Annotated in this window: 19 protein-coding genes; 15 read left to right on the top strand and 4 right to left on the bottom strand. The window is 40.2% G+C overall.

The genetic code is table 11. The features are described from left to right. Positions 1 to 60 precede the first annotated feature (60 nt). The 7 genes from V7K85_RS06255 (at position 61) to V7K85_RS06285 (ending at position 7,856) form a co-directional block, all read left to right on the top strand. The gene (locus V7K85_RS06255; protein WP_334811865.1) at positions 61 to 2,706 is read left to right on the top strand and encodes an AAA family ATPase; all 2,646 of its coding nucleotides are present in this window, start codon (positions 61 to 63) and stop codon (positions 2,704 to 2,706) included. An 18-nt stretch (positions 2,707 to 2,724) separates the two neighbouring features. Continuing rightward, a complete protein-coding gene (locus tag V7K85_RS06260; protein WP_334811867.1) occupies positions 2,725 to 2,958 on the top strand; it encodes a hypothetical protein in 234 nt (77 codons plus the stop codon). Positions 2,959 to 3,076: 118 nt separating this feature from the next. Continuing rightward, entirely contained in the window at positions 3,077 to 3,325 is a 249-nt protein-coding gene (locus V7K85_RS06265) for a hypothetical protein (protein ID WP_334811869.1), read from the top strand. Between the two features lie 301 nt (positions 3,326 to 3,626). Then, positions 3,627 to 4,379: a hypothetical protein gene (locus V7K85_RS06270; RefSeq protein WP_334811871.1), complete on the top strand. Its 753-nt coding sequence runs from the start codon at positions 3,627 to 3,629 to the stop codon at positions 4,377 to 4,379. Next, positions 4,369 to 5,301, top strand: coding sequence for a hypothetical protein (locus tag V7K85_RS06275; protein WP_334811873.1), 933 nt, complete (start codon positions 4,369 to 4,371; stop codon positions 5,299 to 5,301). The genes V7K85_RS06270 and V7K85_RS06275 overlap by 11 nt, the downstream gene beginning before the upstream one ends. Positions 5,302 to 5,746: 445 nt before the next feature. Next, entirely contained in the window at positions 5,747 to 6,958 is a 1,212-nt protein-coding gene (locus tag V7K85_RS06280; RefSeq protein WP_334811874.1) for a hypothetical protein, read from the top strand. After that, the gene (locus V7K85_RS06285; protein WP_334811876.1) at positions 6,927 to 7,856 is read left to right on the top strand and encodes a hypothetical protein; all 930 of its coding nucleotides are present in this window, start codon (positions 6,927 to 6,929) and stop codon (positions 7,854 to 7,856) included. The genes V7K85_RS06280 and V7K85_RS06285 overlap by 32 nt, the downstream gene beginning before the upstream one ends. Here the strand turns inward: V7K85_RS06285 and V7K85_RS06290 are convergent. Continuing rightward, the gene (locus V7K85_RS06290; protein ID WP_334811878.1) at positions 7,848 to 8,348 is read right to left on the bottom strand and encodes a hypothetical protein; all 501 of its coding nucleotides are present in this window, start codon (positions 8,346 to 8,348) and stop codon (positions 7,848 to 7,850) included. The two genes, V7K85_RS06285 and V7K85_RS06290, sit on opposite strands and share 9 nt — an antisense overlap. A 248-nt stretch (positions 8,349 to 8,596) precedes the next feature. Between V7K85_RS06290 and V7K85_RS06295 the strand changes: the two genes are divergently transcribed. The 7 genes from V7K85_RS06295 to V7K85_RS06325 are packed head-to-tail and all read left to right on the top strand — an operon-like array spanning position 8,597 to position 11,234. Then, on the top strand, positions 8,597 to 9,178 hold the full coding sequence (locus tag V7K85_RS06295) for a hypothetical protein (protein WP_334811880.1): 582 nt from the start codon (positions 8,597 to 8,599) through the stop codon (positions 9,176 to 9,178). Continuing rightward, a complete protein-coding gene (locus V7K85_RS06300; RefSeq protein WP_334811882.1) occupies positions 9,178 to 9,429 on the top strand; it encodes a hypothetical protein in 252 nt (83 codons plus the stop codon). The genes V7K85_RS06295 and V7K85_RS06300 overlap by 1 nt, the downstream gene beginning before the upstream one ends. 16 nt (positions 9,430 to 9,445) lie before the next feature. Beyond that, complete coding sequence (locus tag V7K85_RS06305; RefSeq protein WP_334811884.1) at positions 9,446 to 9,892, top strand: hypothetical protein; 447 nt, start codon at positions 9,446 to 9,448, stop codon at positions 9,890 to 9,892. A gap of 2 nt (positions 9,893 to 9,894) precedes the next feature. Continuing rightward, positions 9,895 to 10,554: a hypothetical protein gene (locus V7K85_RS06310; RefSeq protein ID WP_334811886.1), complete on the top strand. Its 660-nt coding sequence runs from the start codon at positions 9,895 to 9,897 to the stop codon at positions 10,552 to 10,554. A gap of 3 nt (positions 10,555 to 10,557) precedes the next feature. Further along, the gene (locus tag V7K85_RS06315) at positions 10,558 to 10,869 is read left to right on the top strand and encodes a hypothetical protein (RefSeq protein ID WP_334811888.1); all 312 of its coding nucleotides are present in this window, start codon (positions 10,558 to 10,560) and stop codon (positions 10,867 to 10,869) included. Between the two features lie 3 nt (positions 10,870 to 10,872). Then, complete coding sequence (locus V7K85_RS06320; protein WP_334811890.1) at positions 10,873 to 11,064, top strand: hypothetical protein; 192 nt, start codon at positions 10,873 to 10,875, stop codon at positions 11,062 to 11,064. Between the two features lie 26 nt (positions 11,065 to 11,090). Continuing rightward, complete coding sequence (locus V7K85_RS06325; protein ID WP_334811892.1) at positions 11,091 to 11,234, top strand: hypothetical protein; 144 nt, start codon at positions 11,091 to 11,093, stop codon at positions 11,232 to 11,234. 26 nt (positions 11,235 to 11,260) lie between these two features. Here the strand turns inward: V7K85_RS06325 and V7K85_RS06330 are convergent, their stop codons facing one another. Then, a complete protein-coding gene (locus tag V7K85_RS06330) occupies positions 11,261 to 11,587 on the bottom strand; it encodes a hypothetical protein (RefSeq protein WP_334811894.1) in 327 nt (108 codons plus the stop codon). 993 nt (positions 11,588 to 12,580) lie between these two features. Between V7K85_RS06330 and V7K85_RS06335 the strand changes: the two genes are divergently transcribed. After that, positions 12,581 to 15,595 carry a pentapeptide repeat-containing protein gene (locus V7K85_RS06335; protein WP_334811896.1) on the top strand — a complete coding sequence of 1,005 codons (3,015 nt, stop codon included), beginning with the start codon at positions 12,581 to 12,583 and terminating at the stop codon, positions 15,593 to 15,595. A gap of 876 nt (positions 15,596 to 16,471) precedes the next feature. On the opposite strand, the gene V7K85_RS06340 is transcribed toward V7K85_RS06335, so the two are convergent. Both V7K85_RS06340 and bchI read right to left on the bottom strand, forming a co-directional pair. Then, a complete protein-coding gene (locus V7K85_RS06340; RefSeq protein WP_334811898.1) occupies positions 16,472 to 16,768 on the bottom strand; it encodes a hypothetical protein in 297 nt (98 codons plus the stop codon). Positions 16,769 to 16,925: 157 nt separating this feature from the next. Further along, a complete protein-coding gene (gene bchI / locus V7K85_RS06345; protein WP_334811900.1) occupies positions 16,926 to 18,050 on the bottom strand; it encodes a magnesium chelatase ATPase subunit I in 1,125 nt (374 codons plus the stop codon). Positions 18,051 to 18,324: the final 274 nt, after the last annotated feature.

The raw sequence follows: 18,324 nt of genomic DNA on the forward strand, positions 1-18,324 counted from the left end.
TATTTTCCCATATTCTACCACATCAAATAACTTAAAGCTAGCTAATTGGGGGACAGAAAAATGGTAGTAACACCATATTCTTACACCGAAGAACTAAACTTTAAACCTGTTAATGACAGGCTACCACCATGCAACATTGAAGCCGAAGAAGCGGTGTTAGGTGGAATATTAATTGATCCAGGCGCTATCTATCGAGTCAAAGACACTTTAAGACCAGAACATTTTTATATTGGCGCACACCGAGATATTTATCAAGCATGTCTTAAAGTTTGTAAAAAAGGTCTGCCAACAGGGGGAAGTTCAGGACTGCTGCATGTTACTAGCTGGTTATCAGACCATGATTTGCTAGCAAAAATTGGTGGAAGGAATAAAATGGCCACTCTTGTCGATAGAACGGTTAGCGCCATAAACATTGATGGTTTGGCTGGCTTAATTATCATATCCGCTTATCGTCGCAAAACAATTACGGCTGCTAATACACTTGAACATTTGGCTTACGATACACAGACAGAATGGACAGATGTCTGTGTAGCATTTGAAAAAGAATTCAAGACAATCTTCTCAGCACCAATAGCACCAACAAAAGAAGAGAATGAACTCTGGCACTACAATCAGCTAATAGGTGAACTTGAGAACATTCATCGAAAAACATCTAATCCTGGTCTGAAACTATACAGGCTTAATACACTAGCTAATGCTAATCCGGAAATCAAAGGAGGAGTTAAAGGACTTGAAGACCTGTACATAAAATCGCTATGCGCCACAGTCGAGAAACGCAAAACCTTAGATGAGCTTGAACAAGAAGTCGGAACCGAGGGTAGAAAATGGCTTTTGGGGGGAATATTGGCACAGGCAACCACCGCGCTGGTAATTGCCGATGGTGGAGTTGGTAAAACAAAATGGCTTTATGATTTACTGCACTGCATAGCCTCTGGTCAAAACTGGAATGGTTTCCCCGCCTCCTCTGACGGGCGACGGGTCTTAATTTATCAGGGAGACGAATCAAAATCCGACATGATCCAGGCTTTAAATAAGCGCGGGTTTAAGAAAGACACAGTAGTTCGTGAGAGGACAGAAGTCAGATTTGGCTGGAATACTGACGCAATGCCAACTTTGTACGAGGATGCTGCTGAGTTCCGCCCTGCGATCGTGATGATCGACTCACTTACTTTTGCTAATCGCTACTCTCTTTATGACGAAAATAGGACTGAGTATTCTCGCCCCATCCTGGAATTAAACAAGTTTGCATCCGAAACTGGGATAACTGTAGTGATTGTCCACCATACCAACAAAAACGGACAATCAAGGGGGGCAACAGCAATTAGAAACGCCGTCTCAGAAGTTATCAAACTAGAAAAGGATACTATCCCCGGCGCTAACCCCCAAGAGAAAATTCTCACTATTGAGAAATCTCGCTCTCGCCGCTTCCCCGCAAGCTATCGCCTGTTTTTCAACGAAGAAGATTTTAGCTTCTCCCTCCTAGAAGAAGTTGGACAAGAACTAGGATCTTCTGACTTGTCTACCAAAGACCGCATTGTCAAATTTTTGCAAGAACGCGCAAACGTCAAGTTTGAAGCCGAAGAGATAGCCCACCACCTCAACACCACCACTGGCAATGCTAGGCGCTGCTGCTTGCAATTAGCCAGAGACGGAATTATCAGCCTTGACGAGAAAACAAATAGCGGCACGAGCAAACTGTACTACATTGAGTGGGAATTCCAAAATTGTAGTACAGAAACTCTGTTACAAAGCGCAACAGTAACATCATCTCAGCGGATCACCTCCGAAAATGCCGAAAGTGACTGTCAGACAAGCAATAGCAGCGATAATGAAGATGTGTATAATTTCGATGGATCACCTGTGATCACCTCTATGATCACCTTGAGTGATCACCTTCTTAACAATTCTACAGTTCATACAGAGAAAGCATCTTCATTCAATTGTAACGAAGGTGATCATCTAAGTACATCAGAAAACGTAGTTTTTTCAAATCCGGAATCAGAAGAAAAAATCGACACTCAGACAGATAACCTGATCACCTCCTTGGTTACCCCTACTAATAATGTAGACACAGCAAGCAATCCAGGAATTGTAACAAAGGCGATCGCTCAAGGCGATCGCAAGGTGATCCAAGGCGATCGCGAGGTTGATCAAGGCTCATGCGATCGCCTCGATGACAGCAGTCCTGTACTACATCAACCAAAACTAGTAGAGCTTGGCTTTAAAGAAAAAGATATAATCCGCATCACTGCCTGCCCCGGCAGACCAGAACTAGTCGGACGGGAAGAAACCATTGAAAGACTTGCCGATAGAACTATTAGGACTGGATCTGGATTACACCTTATGGCCGGAGAATTTGAAAAATGTTCTCCATCAAAAACCAATCCTGCTTTTACCGTTTTACAAAAAGGTGATATCTGCCACTGCTCCCTTCATAACAAGCAAGCCAAAATCCAGGAAATAATTGTCACCAAGGCAGAAGCTAAAATCGTGCTTGCTGGTGACGTAGAGATAATCCGTGTGAAGCTGTCTGACCTCACGGCATTAACCTGGAAGCCTGAACCAGGCAGACCTGCTATGTACGGCTGGGAATTAGTAACAGTGAATGGGTACGATTCTGAGAAAGGAGAGTATGAAATAGAAACCAGCATCGGCAGAACCTACTATGTCAAGCCTGATAAATTAGGAATGCCCCTAGTTTACTAACGCTTTAAAGAGACGTAAATGTTAAAAATTCGCTGCAAAGAGAAAGAACTAACAGCTTTCATTATTAAAGTTTTTCTTCCAGATGTTGAGGTAGCCGGACTTTCTATGTACGATACGTTTTTCATTGGTGACATAGAATACGAAATCATTAGCTGGATCAAAATGCAGACTGGTGGGTGCTGGCTAGAGTTACATCCTTTAGGGTTACATCCTTCGTCTTGGTCAAAAAGAATAGATGACGATCCAAGCTAACAAACTAAGTAAACCTAATAAAGCGCACAATTATAATCTGCTGCGATTGCGATATTCGCTGATCGCACATTGACCTGATGAAGTGTTAAGACTAAGGTGATTTTTCTAATGTAAAACGATGGACTTCACCGAAATTAATTCCCTGGTTGACGATGCTATCAATTTGGTCACGGCTTTTAATACCCAAAAACAAGCATATCAAACACAGCTAGCATCCAAGGATCAGCGAATAGCTGAACTGGAATCCCAACTTAAAACAGCGACATCAGCAGCCTCTGCTGAAGAAACGGAAATTCAAACGCTGCATGAGAAGCTAACTCAGTTGTCTGGGCTGCTGAATTCGCAAACAGCAACCGCTGCTGCTTAGAAATCCTGGGGAAGCTTAGACTTCCCCCAAGACAAGCTGTTTTGTTGCATCTTTGCAACAAAATTTAACTACGAATAATCACTAATTTTTTAAAACTAACTTCTAATTTTAAGTTCCTGTTTTACCCTCTATAAAGGCTAAACAAGCATATTTTCTCGTGTACATCAGTGAAGTTGCTGTAATTGGCTCTGAGCAAAGCTTTTGTAATCAGTAAATGTTCTACTTTTACATAAAAGTAGAACATTTACGAAAATATTTGAGGAGAGTAAAACTAGATTATTCCCTTAAAGTATTCAAATAAATGGCAGGTGAAATTGTTTTAGCTAGGAAAGAGAAAATAGTCCTAGCGGTAAACAGAAATAATTACAAATCAGTTGTTTCGCAGGCTATTGCCAATAGAACTTTAATCGAAAATCGAGATATCGGCGATTTTGTTGGTACTCCAATAGAAGACTACGTTAGAGCCAAAGTAGAAACAATCAAATTAACCGTATTCTTCTTTAACTTTCGGCAACCCCCTTTCAAAGCCAGAAGCGGATTTAGATTTGTTCGCGCAACTTACAATATCCCCGATGCAAACAAAGCTAAACTGGACTGGTTAACGATTAAAAATGCCTGTGGTGGTACAGAGGGGTATACCTGGGGACGGTTTCGAGCTACGGCCAACTTAGATAATGGGAGACAAATGCAAGTCTATGGTGGAAGTGATGAAATCGCTGTAAACATGCTGCGTTCACTAGCAGCTTTCTCTATTGCCAAGATACTCACGCTCACCGTGGCTGAAGAGAAAAAAGAAGGTAGACGGGCTGAAAATAAAAGAATGTATAAAGAGGATATACGAGTGTATCCAGCTTTTTTCAGTGTTGTTAATTTTAAAAAAGTTGTCGTAGAAGAACAGCGAGAATATTCGGGGATTAATGCTACTTTAGCCGGAGATTTTCATCGTAGCCGCACAAAAAAAATTCCCTTATGGGTTGAGAAGGAGCCTTCAAATTCTAGAACTATCATTACTGAAGCGCTACGAGTTAGAGGAGTAGAATCCGATGACACTTGAATCATTAATCATCAAACAAAAGCTGTGTATTACACTTGATGCTAGTTCGGGTAGCGACATAGTACCACTTTTTTCTTATACTCCTTATGCAAAGGTTGGGTACAATTTTCTTGATGAATATTTAGAAATAAGGAATTTAAAGGCAGTCAGTTGGATTTATAGTTTAGATCCGGTTACTTTCCCGGTATTTGAATTAGAAGATACTGAATCAAAACAATTACTTGCAGCAATTAATTTGGAATGGAAATCACCACGGATTGAACTGCATGTGATGTGTAAAATCAATAATTCAAACTGGCAAAAGCTACAAGCGTTTTCCTTATTAAATCCTGATCCTTACCCTTATAGAGAGTATTCACTAGGTAGCCACACACTAGGGAATAATGCCATGATTGGATTCCAGGTGGCTAATGTCAATTATGGATTACTAGCTAATCAAGATAAAGTCACAATATTTGCCGACTTAATTAGGCGAATAACACTAGACCAGCCACCAATAATAATCAATGTTGTCGGTACTGCTCCAACACCAGACCCGACACCAGACCCGACACCAGACCCGACACCAGAGGATGAGGAAATGTCCCTAAAAATTATATCTGCAAATTACACCTTAGCTAATCGCGATCGGATTTTTGCAAAAATTGACACCGAGGAAGTTGTAAGTTTCGCTTTAACTCTACCAGTAAATCCGACTGAAGGATTTGAAGTAGAGATTATTTGCAGCAATAACTTTCAAGGATATAAACAAGTTTTTATCGTGGCTGGATCGGCTTTTTTCTTCGGTTATCAACACGCGCCCAGTGAAGTTTATGTCGATAACTCCCGGCGAGGCGGTAAAATTCTTTTCACCCAAGCTGAAGGCTGGATCGCCTTTCCCGGTACAACCCCAAATTTTGCGACTGTTTCAAGCAATAATTAGAAAATTTATCATGGGATTTTTTGCGGAAAGTCAAAGAAATCTGGTTCCTCTAGGTGGGAATTTTTATTCAACACCTAATACCCCGGCTGATCCTAGAGATTGCGATCGCTATCCAAATAGTCCCTATTGCAGTGGGGGTTTTTTAGATTTAGCACCTTTGAGAATAACTCCCCAAATAGTGGCTGACCGCTGCAATTTGGGCGTAGCAATTCATGGAACCTTTGGGTTTATTAAATTGCCGATTCTCCAAATAGTTCACAGAAATCCTGAATGTATCCCCCCGCCTCCCCCTGTAGCGCCGCCAACTCCCAAAGGTGAAGATTGTGAGGTTTTATATTGTCGAGATGGCTCTACTATCAAGACTGTCCTCTCTACAGCATACGCAAATCCGGGCACAGCAGGGAATCCAGGGAATTTCCCGGCTGGCACTGATTCTCAAACAATCATGGATTTTAATTATGATTTAGCAATGACAACGGCATCAGATAGAGTCAAAGGATTAAGGGATGATGCTGCAAACGGAACAACTGTAAACCCGCTTTTTAAAAATATTCGCTCAGTTGTAGAACCTTTTGGTAATCCAGGTTTTCACCCGCAAACTGATGCACTACCCTTTTTTCAAATAGCAACTACAAAAGAGGGAATTACGACTATTTCAGATGATGAATTTACCACTTTAGATAATCCCCCAACTCGCTTAAGTCGATATGATGGAAATATTGAATGCAAATATACTATTTCCAAAGTTTACTTCGATTATTTAACTGATGATAATCTTGCTTCTTATGTTGAAAATGCCTATTATGAAAACGGATATTGGATTGCGACTAAATTCAAAAAACGACTTTGCAAACCGCCTACACCACCCCCACCCCAACCGCCAAAAATGGAATGTTGTCCCGGACAAAGTGATTTACTGAAGTTAATTTTGAAACGGATTGGAACTTTACCCGTAATCGTTCCAAACAGCTATTTAACCAAAAATGGAACTCAACCAATACAAAATAAAAATGTTGAAAGTCTTACAGATTTTATTGCTTATTTTGCCGAACGATTTGATGAGGTTCTGGGAGAATTTGAAATAAATATTCAAATTCAAGGTGATGATAATAAATCAACTACCCTAAAATTACCCAACTTGGCTGAAGCTATTGCTGAAATGTTTACAATGGTAATTCATTCTAATATGAACAATGAATTAATTCTAAATATTGCAAACAGAATATTAGCGGAGTCAGGACAAATAAAACAAACCTCTTTTAAAAATCACAGTGCTTTAACTGCGTTAATAGATTACGCCGGGTTTCATACAGAAATGAGTGTTGAGCAGATGCCACTGACGTTTACACCGGGGCAAAAATCTTTTAACACAGTGTTAAAAGAATCTTCTCAAGATGTTTCTGTAATCAAGTACACACAAAAAGAAACGTTAGCAACAGCAATTCATACTCTTTTGCAAGCAGCAGCAATTATTCGAGGTGTCCACTACGCCAAAACGCCGGGAGGGCAAGCGGCCGTCGTGAAAAAATTGAAAGAAGATTTAATGGGTTTAGTGGGTGATCAAAATCAAGGTAGCTTATCAGATCAGATAAAAACATTCGTTAATAATATCGACAAAGTTTACGATGGTATCAACAATAAACCTAGTCAGCCGTAGTATTCGTAAAGCCGCAGTCGTTGGAGGTACTAGGATTATTAGTAGTCCAAACGCTTCTAGTCATGATGGCGGTGGTTTTTTTGGATTTATTATTGAAGCCGCAAAATCTTTATTAAAACCTTTAGCGGCTTTTTTATCAAAAATATTGGGCTGGACTTTCACACAATTATGGGCGGGCTTTTGTATAGCTGTTGGTTTTATTTGGAATTTTAATTTCAATGTTACTGATACTGAAATAGCCGCCTCGGCTGAAAGTAATTTCACTACTATTGCCGGACTAGTAGGGCAGGGAATAGGTAAAACGCTTGGGTATCTTGTTTGTGGGGCCCTCCCCTCTTTAGCTATTTTAGCGATTAATCCGGTTGTCTTTGATGCCATCGCTCCAAAAATCACAGAAGAATTGTTAGAAGGACTAACACAACAATATGCAGCAATTATTACTCAAAGCGCTAGGCTATTTTTAAACAGTGGTTTTCTCTTGCTCTATAGTAGTATTCGCCGCGCTTTTCGAGGCAATGATGAGGATTTAAAAAATCGCCTAAAAGCCGCTGGTGCAAACCAAGAGAAAATCACCAAAGAGTTGGAGATGAGACATCAACCTTTTGTGATTTCCCAAAAAATTCAAGAGGGAATTGATAGTATTAAGGGCAAGAAAACTCACGCCTTAGTAGACCAAGCTTACCAAGAATTTGGGATGGCTTGTACTGAAGCAGGCTACGTTGTCGCCGGAGCTTTGGATAATTACATATTTCAAAAAAACTTGGCTAAAAATGAAAATTTAATCGAAATCGAGTTCGACGAAAACAATCAACCAATTGTCAAGGAATATCAGACTACGATTGATACTAAAAAGCAATCAATTATTACAGAAGTGTTAAACGTCACGCCTTTAAAGTAAATATTCTGTAGTTTCAATTACTGGTTTACCATTACTGTCAATTGAAATAGTAAACGGGATAGTTGCACTGCCACCAAAAATAGTACTATCACCATCGTAATTAAAATTTGTATAGTTATTACCTTGAGAATTACTGATGCTATCAGCTTCTTTAGCTTGAAGATAGGAAGCTATTTCTATTAAAGATTGGGCGGCTGTAGAACTTTTGAAAGTGCCTCCTATACCACAACTAAACCCTAAATTTGTTAAATATTCGCTAGCACTTATTTCAATACTCCCTGTAGTGGTAATTATGGGGATAGTAGGAATATTAAATGAAATTGCTACCGAGCCGGTATTTAGATTAAAATCCAAAGTTACGTAATTACGCTTATTAGGATTAACTGTGGTATTGGCTTCGCCATTTTTGAGAATTGCCACAAGTTCAACTAAAGCGTTCTCTGCCGTGATTGATTTAAGAGTGCCATTCGTTCCTGGTGTAATAGAGGTCATAACTGTAATTACCAAATCCTCAAATAAGATGCAAACCCTTTGGGTTTATAGTGCTATCAAACACTTCAAAATATCACACTAAAAAGTTTTTTATCAACTAATATCGGTTTAGGTCTATTTTGGATTGAAAACAAACCACGCCAAAATTGCCATAGACCCATAGGGTATGCATTTACAAACCACGCTAAACCACGCAAAACGACGCGGATGGTTAAGTCGTAAGCAAATAAATTTGGAAAAGGAATAAAATGAGTTATCGAGACATTGCTCGCGGTGTGAGTCTTGCTAAAGATCATGCAAGATACATTGCTTGGCTAGAAAAGGATACGCAAGCCCGTCAAGAGGCTTACGCTAGTGTTACCACTCTTGGGAATAAAGTCCAAACTGATAGAGTATCTGGCTACCTCGCACCATTTTCAGCTGTTGGTACAACTCTCATTTATGCACCAGCCAAATTAATCAGTTCGGAACAATCAGGCAGGGGTAAAGATTTGGCCCTAACGGTGAAAGAGATTTTGAGTGAGTATAGCAATTTAACTCTTGATGGCACTGAAGTAGGGCTAACACAAATTAAATACAAGCCCGCTACCATGACTTTGATTGAGCGCATTACTACCGCGAAAACCAAGGAATCATCACGGATTACCGGAAGAATGTACTACAGACACGAAAATGATGCTGTTACCGGAAAATTTGGTAAAAAAGTAGTAGCAGATGATTATGATTCTGTAGTTGCACACATTAAAACTCACACAAAATATCTGGCCTTTTTTACTACTGGGACTAATGCTGCTTTTAATAAAGTTCGATTTGTACCGGAAGGTTTGTAATGTCAATTGCCTCTGATAATAATTGTTTGTGGCTTCCTGAAAATATTGAAGATTTATTGACTGTATCTGTCAATGGGCAAGCCGATAACTCTACTTTCAAAGGGATGCACATAATTAACGGTGCTGCTAGACCTTGGCTGACTGGTGTAATGGATGATTACACCTATTTTGAGTTACTAGACCATTACGGCATTAATCCACTTGCATTTGTCGGTGAAGTTGAAGAACACATGGCCTTGTTGATGAGATAATTCTTGATTGCCTCAAATGACTAGAAATTTGGATTTAACGAATGAGTCCAACTGGCAATTGATGTACTCAATATCTATTCCGGCAACAATAATCGCAACTATTAGGAGTAAAATTTATTACGCTAAGATTGCTCCAATTCGTCCTAGCGTAATTTTAGATAAGCCAGTATTGGGAATTGGGATAAATACAACAATTCCTCTTGGTAAACAGTGGTCATATGCCGGAAGACTTTCTCGCTTTGCTAGTTCAGTATTAGGAGAGATTTGCATTGAAGATTCAAAAACGTTGTTCTTGAATCGATTTAATCTGGTAGTTTCTGATAGTTTGTCAACCGATTATCAGTTAGAAATCAATGTGCCTAAATGGTTTTTTTCTTGTAATTTAGCTGTTTATCAATACGAAGGTGATGCCCGAACAATTCTTGAGCAGAAACTAGATGATATTTCCAATTATGGCACTTAAAAATGTCTTGGCTCTCATTAGGTACGTTTAATTTAACTACTAGTTGGTTAATTGTGCCTTCCGCTGGGGAGATATTTCGAGTCAGACATTTTCTCAGTACTCAATATGACGGGAAATATTTAAAAGCCATTATCGCCAAAGCTTTTGATAGCAATCCGATTAGTATTTATAATCCTCAACGCCTTAGCTATAGACAAAATGAGCGTGAGGTTTTTTATTTTCCCAAAGATGTTGTTGCTGATGGTTTAGGATTTATCCGTTTAGACAATACAGATGTTAACTGGTCAATTCAAATAGAGGTTTATCAAGCTGTGTTTTTCTCTTCAAACAGTAAAAGTTTGTTTACTAATGCTCTACCTGATGCCGACATCAGTGTTAGCAGTACTCAAAAATCTACAATTGTTCCTGAAAAAACAGATTCAAGTAGGCGTTCTTATTTGATTACCAATACGGGGGCATCTACAGTTTATTTCAAGTTTGCTCCGATAGGAGCAAATCTTACTGATGCAACCGTAACTGTATCTGCAACTAATTATGATTTTGCTTTAGCTGCTAACGAAAAATTTCTTGATAGCAATTTCAGCCAAAATGCTGTTGTAGGGATTTGTTCTGGGGCTTTAGCAGCAGCCAAAGTCAAGGTTACTGAATATTTTTATGCTTAAATTATGAAATTTGACCTGGGCTTGGCTGGTTTTGTGCTTTCTTTGGTTGTCGCTGGTTCAGGCTGGTTTTTCAGGTGGAATGATAAACAAAGATTTGAAAGGCAACAATCTACTCAACAAGCTGTAGCGGCTGCTGAGAAAGCGTTAAATGAAGAACGTGATTTCAACCACCTCCGGAGAAATCAGGAACAAATTTCCCAAGGCGTTGCGACTGGATTTGACCATATTGAAGAACAAATAGATAGTTTGCGGGAATTAATGCTGAAAATCGAAGCTTACTTAATTCGCAACAGAGCTACTAACCATGATGAGTAATTTATGATCATTGAAGTTTTAGAACTTCTCAATTTGCAAGGGCAGAAAACCGGTAAATGGCGATTAACTATTAGATCCGGCGAGAAAACTAATCCTTGTGGGCTTTGCACCCATATACACAATTCCTACCAAGAAGCCTGGAATTGCATAGAAGCTTGGGAAGAGGCTAAAAAGCTCACTGGGGATTCAGGGTAATCCAAAGTTTTGGTTGGGGATTCACTATGAGGATTTTAGAACCAAACGAAACTCCCCCTTGGCTAAAAAAAGAAATTTTAGCTAAAGCATTGAGAAAGGCGAGAAAGGCTGAACTTGATCGGCGACGGCGGGAATCTCGTGAAACATTAGAAAGAGTTAGGAGACTTTGAAGTAGATAGTCGCACGGGGATTCACTCTAGCGATTTGAGAGCTTAAAAACAGAAATACATATTTTCAGATGCCCCTGTATGGCGTCATCCCAGGTGGGGTAAAAGTTTCTTTTTCCATCAAGTGCCCCACCCATGACCAAAGTTTCAAACACCATCGGCATAGATCCAGAGTTGCAGCTACCAGGGTTTAAATCTATGCCAACAAATTTAGTTGAAATCAAGCAGTCGTTAAAATCGTTGTACATAACTGTAGTTTCAGCAAAGGTGGCTCTTTCCATCCATAAATTCCAATCTGTGGAGGACTCAGCAGCAACGACTGTCTGACCTTCTAGTTTGTAGTATTGGATAGGCATAATCTCCAATTTTGGTAAGCCACGGTACTTTTCATCGCGAACAGCCGTAATTCCGTTTTGATCATTTGACGAGCAACATATTATCGATTCCATTTAGAAGAAATCTATATTACCGAAATCCTTCTTTATCGATAATATGGATTTTTGCAAAATTCCCTAATTGTCACTGAAGTATAATTTTGAGCCAGTGATTTCTAGTTTTTGGGCTAAAAGTATAAATCAAATCCCCTTAAAATCACATTTTAACTGTCCAGTGGACAAGAGGCGTTTTTGTTGAAATTAGTCAAAGCAAAAGTTACGTTTATCCTTGAGTGATGCGGCTTTGAGAGGTTGCCGTCAACTCAATTTAGTCAAGAATTAGTCAAGGGTAAAATCTTGAGGCTGGAAAGGATGGGTGACGAGGGATTTGAACCCGCAACCAATAGATTAAGAGTCTACTGCTCTAAATGAGTAGCAATTAGGTAGCGCGATGGCGTAACCGCCCAAAGGCAAGCGATCGCTTGCTTAGAAGGCTTGGGACTTGCGATCGCTTTGAGGTATCAAAATTGGAATGCTTGAAAATGAAGCTTTTAGGGCATTTTGTAGAAGCAATTTAGTAGCGATTTTTGGGGTTTTGCTACTAACCCAAGTTGAAAGACTGTGCCTGCGGTGTTGTGTTCTGATGGTCAAAATAGTCATGTCAATTGTCGTAGTACCTTATGAGTGATGACATTAGGAAACGGAATTACAACAGCGATTCTAAAAATTTCATATTGCCTCGGTCACTGATATTCATCCAAAATATTTCACTGGGGATTTCCTGTAGCAGCTTCCGCTTTCACGTTTTGGTGTTTCGCGCAGCCTGTAGCAACTTTCGCTTTCACTCTAACAATTTTAGGGAATGCGGAGTGGTCATACGGGTTGTGCTACAGCCCGTAAAGGCGCATACTTACGATGTATGTAAAATATTCCCTAGCATTTCAGTAGCAAAACTCTCACATAGGAAATTGAGCAGTGGTAAAAATCAAGCAAGTTTGGCAGAGTTTGATTTCTAAGCCCCAGCAGCTAGAAAAAGCTGGAGATATTGTAGAGTCTGGGGCAGAGGTTTCTCAAGCTGTCCTAGAATTTGCGATCGCCCTCGGTGTACTAGCTACTGCCCCATCAGCACCAGTGATAGCTGCGGGGTTATCGTTTGTAGGTATTGCCCGAAAAGGCTTGACATTACTGCGCGAGAAAACAAGTAAAAAGTTTGAAATAGAAGAATGGGTAGCTGTTGCTTGCCCATTAGCTTATATAAATAGTTTTAATGCTTTAATACAAAGGAATGTTTGGTTAAAAAGTAAGCTTAGTGCAGAGATAAAAGATCGGGAAGTTAAACCTCAGTTTAATCAACTGGGAGAAGTGGAATTAAGTAATAGTCAAGCTGAAAAAGCACTGATGGATTTTCCAAATTCAATATTAGGGCAATCATTAAATCAAGAATTATCCACTTACCTAGAAACAAAAGGAATTAGTTTGGAGATTGTTTCCCTAATTACAGGGTGGGTTGCATGGAACACGTATAACTATATAAAACAACTTTTATCATACGAGCCAGAAGATGTACGCCAAACTTTTAGTTTGGTTATAACGGCAGCACAAGAAATAAGGGCTAATGAGAAATATACAAGCATAGAGTCATACCTGGAGGAGCAGATATCAACATCACCAAGCGATCCAATACTAATTGAGCGGTGGAAGGTAATAGGTGAAGATTTTACAATTCCTGAGATTTATGTATCTTTGGAAGCTCAGTTGTTAAATAGCAATGGTAAACCTAAACAAAATGAATCAGCTGTTAATTTAGAGAATTGGGTAAGATGCCAACTGAACAAAACTGAACAAAATCGCCAAGTCATTTTTATTCAAGCAGGACCTGGGCGAGGTAAAAGTGTGTTCTGTAAAATGTTTGCAAATTGGGTAAGAGAACACCTTTACCCAGTTTGGACACCAATATTAATTAGACTCAGAGATATAGATGCTTTTGAACCAAATATTGAGAATACTCTTCGTGCGGCTGTTAGAGAAAGCTTTACTACTCGTGATGATTGGTTGAGCGATCGCAATACTCGATATTTATTTATACTAGATGGTTTTGATGAATTACGTTTTGAAGGAAGAACAGCGAAAGGAATTGAAGATTTTATCGGGCAAGTCGGAAATTACCAAGCACAAACAGGATGTAGGCACAAATTTATAGTAACTGGTAGAGAATCGGCTTTACATGGGATTGAGAATCGGATTCCTACCAATTTAGAAAGGGTAGAAATTGCTTTAATGGATGACCGACTCAAAAAGCAGTGGTTAGAAAAGTGGGGTGCATTATTTGGACAAGATAATGCAGAAGGATTTCAGAAGTTTATAGAAGCTAACAATTGTCCTAAACGTGTTCAAGAATTAGGGCAAGAACCACTGCTATTATACCTTTTAGCAGCAATGCACCGAGATAATAAATTAACTATTGAAATGTTTGAAGGTACTAGCGGTACTCAGGCTAAAATAATAATTTATCAAAAAACGCTGGATTGGGTTTTAACAAAACAGCGTCCGGAAATACTCAATCAGCAACTTACGGAATTTGATACAGATAACTTGCAGCTTATTTTAACTGAAGCCGGATTATGTGTTACTCAATCCGGGAGAGAATGGACTTCAATTAAAACAATCGAGGAACGCCTCAAAAGTAATAAATCAGCACGAAAGATGTTGGAGAAAGCTCAACAGAATCTTGGCGAAAATCCCTTAAGAAACGCGCTAGCAGCATTTTATCTCCGACCTGCAAAAGCGTCTGAGTCAACAGAGGGTGCTGTAGAATTTATTCACAAAAGTTTTGGGGAGTTTTTATGCGCTCAAAAAATAGCAGAAAGTTTTGAAAAATGGATAAAAGTAGAACAGAAAGGGAAGCGGGAAATATTTGTCATTAGCGATGATGAGCAGGTGGCAAGAGAAATTTATGACTTACTAAGTCATGGTGGATTAACACAAGAAGTTGTTAGTTATTTAATTACTTTAATTGATGACAAGAAGCAATTTCGGCATCTAAAATTATTTGAACGCTTGGAATATTTTTATGAATGCTGGTATCGAGGAGAATTTATTAATGCACAGTCTGAAAGTTTGCCTCTAACCCAGACGCGAAAATTTCAAACACAAAATATAACGTTGGGATTAAGAGAAGTAGATATATACACTGGTCTGAATGTGATTATTTTACTTTTAGAGTTACATCATTATGCCAAAAATAAAGATGAGTTAAAAGACAATATTGTTTTTTATCCCTGTGGTAAAGAGAACAGTGATAATTTTGATGATCAGCGATTGCTTCGGATTGTTAATTACAGCAACAGCATTACTTTAAATACTTTTTCAGCAACTGTTGGTTATTTTCTCTCAGGCGCTAACCTCTCACGCGCTAACCTCTCAGGCGCTAACCTCTCAGGCGCTAACCTCTCAGGCGCTAACCTCTCACGCGCTTACCTCTCAGGCGCTAACCTCTCACGCGCTAACCTCTCAGGCGCTAACCTCGAAGGCGTTAACCTCTCACGCGCTAACCTCTCACGCGCTTACCTCGAAGGCGCTAACCTCTCACGCGCTAACCTCGAAGGCGCTTACTTTGAAGGCGCTTACCTCTCACGCGCTAACCTCGAAGGCGCTAACCTCGAAGGCGCTAACCTCGAAGGCGCTAACCTCGAAGGCGCTAACCTCGAAGGCGCTAACCTCTCACGCGCTAACCTCGAAGGCGCTTACCTCTCAGGCGCTAACCTCTCAGGCGCTAACCTCTCAGGCGCTAACCTCTCACGCGCTAACCTCTCAGGCGCTAACCTCTCAGGCGCTAACCTCTCACGCGCTAACCTCTCACGCGCTTACCTCGAAGGCGCTAAATTTAGCAATATTACTTGGGATGAGGATACAAACTGGAAGGATGTGCGAGGGTTGGATAAAGCACAAAACATACCTGAAGGCTTACTTAATAAGCTAATGAGCATTTAAGTTGCATAAAACCAGGGCTGAAGCCCTTACTACAAGCGAATCAGTCTGGAAAAATGAATGATGATTAGCTTATAGCAAACTCAACTGCTCAACCCTCTCCCCTTCCAAACACTCCGCCTTCAGCCTGAAGAAACAAACACACTAACAATCACCTGCGTTGATGTGTAGTATATTTTGTCCCAAGCTGGATCTATGTAATCAAGGGAGGGAATCTTCGGTCATAACTCATTAATCAAGAAATTTTGCTTCTGTTACTCTCAGACTCTATATTTTCAGTAGCTAATACTCTCATTCCTATAGTTTACGATTGAAATTAAAAAATGGGGTGTAGCTGTTTATTTGCATAAACTATTAAGTTGAAGTGAGGTTTATGTATGTATAGACACAGTATTACTAAATACTTAAACATCCCGTAGTTGAAGTAAGTGCGATTGCTAAAAATGAGTAGCAAATGAGTAGCGTGATTGCCACTTGCGATCGCTAAAAATCGGGGTAAAAATGCCTATTTTGAGTAGCAAATGAGTAGCGAAAGTAGCGCGACCCGGTGAAACGCTTGATAAATAAGTATCCTTTTGAATTGTGTATGGAATTGGTGGAAATGCAGAATTGGTAAATGAAAAAGTTAGGAGTTAGGAGTTAGGAGTTAGAAGTTAGGAGTTTGGAGTTTAGAGTAAGAAGTTAGGAGTTAGGAGTTAGGAGTTATACCAATTCTGTATGAAGATGCACAGAATGATCCGCCTGAAATTCTTGCTAAATAAAGGGACTGTTCTATGCAGGCTCACATAAAATTGGTATTAGGAGTTTGGAGTTTGGAGTTTCTAATTAAAATTAATAATTTTTTACTCATAACTCATAACTCATAATTTATAACTAATTTTAAAGAGTGTACATTAAGTCAGCAAAGCCATAGAGGCTGATGATCAGTAATAGAGATGCTGTTAGTTGGGTAATTCGCGTCTGGGGTGAGGGGGCGATCGCTTCCCGCACTAAGATGGAAATAGATGCCCCAACTACTAAGCTCAAACCTAAAATTAAATATGGTCTGTCGGGTAAAATACTCGCTATTGCCAGCATAGCGATCGCTAATAAAAGCATCAATAATTCTACAAACCTGGGCGGGTTGTATTGGCTAGATAGAATAAAGCTGTTGAACCAAAAAGACCAAAATCTCATAGGCAGTGTTGAATGTTGAATGTTGAGTTAGGAGTTAGGAGTTTAGAGTTAGAAGTTAGGGGTTGTGAGTTATATAGTCAGTGCTGAGTGAGGAATTAAAGTTGTGAGTTCTCAAGCAGCTTTCCATTCAAAACTCTTAACTCCTCACTCCTAACTTTTAACCCCTAGCCCCTAACTTTTGACTTGTGCCGTTTTTTTGTGCAGTATCACTTTCTGGTAGTTCGACGCCAAAGACGCGGCTAAAAGCTTTGGCGACTTTGTAGCCAGAATCAATCGATTCTAAGGGGTCTTTCCGCAGTCTGTGACGCAAGCATAGCGTAATTACGCGGTGGATATCATCAACTGTAACTTCAGTGCGTCCTTCAAATGCTGTTAAGGCTTTGGCGGCACGGTTACTAACGATGTCACCCCGCAAACCATCTACATCCAGTTCTGAGCAGACTTCAGAAATTTTCACCCGCAGATCATAATCAATTTTCACTTCTAGCAAAAGCTGTTGAGCATTGACAATTTGCTCTTGCAATGCTTCTTGCTGGGGTTTGTACTTTTCGAGAAATACTGGAGGATTTTGGTCAAAATCCGCCCGTTGTTCCACTATTTGCACCCGCAAGATTGGTTCTTTTACTGTGTGAATTTCTGCGTGCATTCCAAAGCGATCAAGCAATTGGGGGCGCAGTTCGCCTTCTTCAGGGTTTCCAGAACCCACAAGAACGAAACGTGCTGGGTGACGGATAGAAATACCTTCTCGTTCTACAGTGTTCCATCCACTGGCAGCGGAGTCGAGTAGCACGTCTACAAGGTGGTCATCTAGTAAGTTGACTTCATCCACATAAAGAATGCCCCGATTAGCCTTTGCCAGCAGTCCCGGTTCAAAGGCTTTGACACCTTCAGATAAAGCTTTCTCGATGTCGATTGTCCCACAAACTCGGTCTTCTGTAGCTCCTAGCGGCAGGTCTACCATTTGGACTTTTTTCTGAGCTACAGGAATTTCCGCCCCTTGTTCTAACAGTTGGCGGACTTCATCGCTCATCAAGTCCGGATCGCTAGGATCACTACTGAAGGGGTCATTGGCAACCACAGGAATTTCTGGCAGCAGATCCGCCAGCGCCCGGATCGTTGTGGATTTACCGGTGCCGCGATCGCCCATGATCATTACACCACCAATTTTGGGGTCAATCACGTTCAATAGCAGCGCCAGTTTCATTTCTTCCTGGCCCACAATTGCCGTAAAAGGAAATACTACGCGACGCGCACTTGCCGTGGATTGAGCAGTTGGACTCACTAAATTACCTTAACAATATTTTTCTTATTACAGTTCTTTATTGTGACACAGGTAGGGCGTGGGCGATTGTGAAGATGAGGCAGATGAGGAGCAGGGGGAGCACGAGAGGCAGGGAGCAGGGAGTAGGGAGCAGGGAGCAGGATGACAAGGGAGAATTACTCAACAAGTTTCTTCTTTGTCTCTTCCCATGCCCTGTTTGGCCAATGCCCAATGCCCAATTCCAATGTCTATTGGGCACTAATGACCTCTCGCTGCGTCAAGCATCTTATAACTT

It is taken from the genome of Nostoc sp. (assembly GCF_036917615.1).
Taxonomy (GTDB): Bacteria; Cyanobacteriota; Cyanobacteriia; order Cyanobacteriales; family Nostocaceae; genus Nostoc.

Coding starts and splice junctions, on each gene's coding strand:
- V7K85_RS06255 (WP_334811865.1), top strand. CDS start 61: ATGGTAGTAACACCATATTCTTACACCGAAGAACTAAACTTTAAACCT.
- V7K85_RS06260 (WP_334811867.1), top strand. CDS start 2,725: ATGTTAAAAATTCGCTGCAAAGAGAAAGAACTAACAGCTTTCATTATT.
- V7K85_RS06265 (WP_334811869.1), top strand. CDS start 3,077: ATGGACTTCACCGAAATTAATTCCCTGGTTGACGATGCTATCAATTTG.
- V7K85_RS06270 (WP_334811871.1), top strand. CDS start 3,627: ATGGCAGGTGAAATTGTTTTAGCTAGGAAAGAGAAAATAGTCCTAGCG.
- V7K85_RS06275 (WP_334811873.1), top strand. CDS start 4,369: ATGACACTTGAATCATTAATCATCAAACAAAAGCTGTGTATTACACTT.
- V7K85_RS06280 (WP_334811874.1), top strand. CDS start 5,747: ATGGATTTTAATTATGATTTAGCAATGACAACGGCATCAGATAGAGTC.
- V7K85_RS06285 (WP_334811876.1), top strand. CDS start 6,927: ATGGTATCAACAATAAACCTAGTCAGCCGTAGTATTCGTAAAGCCGCA.
- V7K85_RS06290 (WP_334811878.1), bottom strand. CDS start 8,348: ATGACCTCTATTACACCAGGAACGAATGGCACTCTTAAATCAATCACG.
- V7K85_RS06295 (WP_334811880.1), top strand. CDS start 8,597: ATGAGTTATCGAGACATTGCTCGCGGTGTGAGTCTTGCTAAAGATCAT.
- V7K85_RS06300 (WP_334811882.1), top strand. CDS start 9,178: ATGTCAATTGCCTCTGATAATAATTGTTTGTGGCTTCCTGAAAATATT.
- V7K85_RS06305 (WP_334811884.1), top strand. CDS start 9,446: ATGACTAGAAATTTGGATTTAACGAATGAGTCCAACTGGCAATTGATG.
- V7K85_RS06310 (WP_334811886.1), top strand. CDS start 9,895: ATGTCTTGGCTCTCATTAGGTACGTTTAATTTAACTACTAGTTGGTTA.
- V7K85_RS06315 (WP_334811888.1), top strand. CDS start 10,558: ATGAAATTTGACCTGGGCTTGGCTGGTTTTGTGCTTTCTTTGGTTGTC.
- V7K85_RS06320 (WP_334811890.1), top strand. CDS start 10,873: ATGATCATTGAAGTTTTAGAACTTCTCAATTTGCAAGGGCAGAAAACC.
- V7K85_RS06325 (WP_334811892.1), top strand. CDS start 11,091: ATGAGGATTTTAGAACCAAACGAAACTCCCCCTTGGCTAAAAAAAGAA.
- V7K85_RS06330 (WP_334811894.1), bottom strand. CDS start 11,587: ATGCCTATCCAATACTACAAACTAGAAGGTCAGACAGTCGTTGCTGCT.
- V7K85_RS06340 (WP_334811898.1), bottom strand. CDS start 16,768: ATGAGATTTTGGTCTTTTTGGTTCAACAGCTTTATTCTATCTAGCCAA.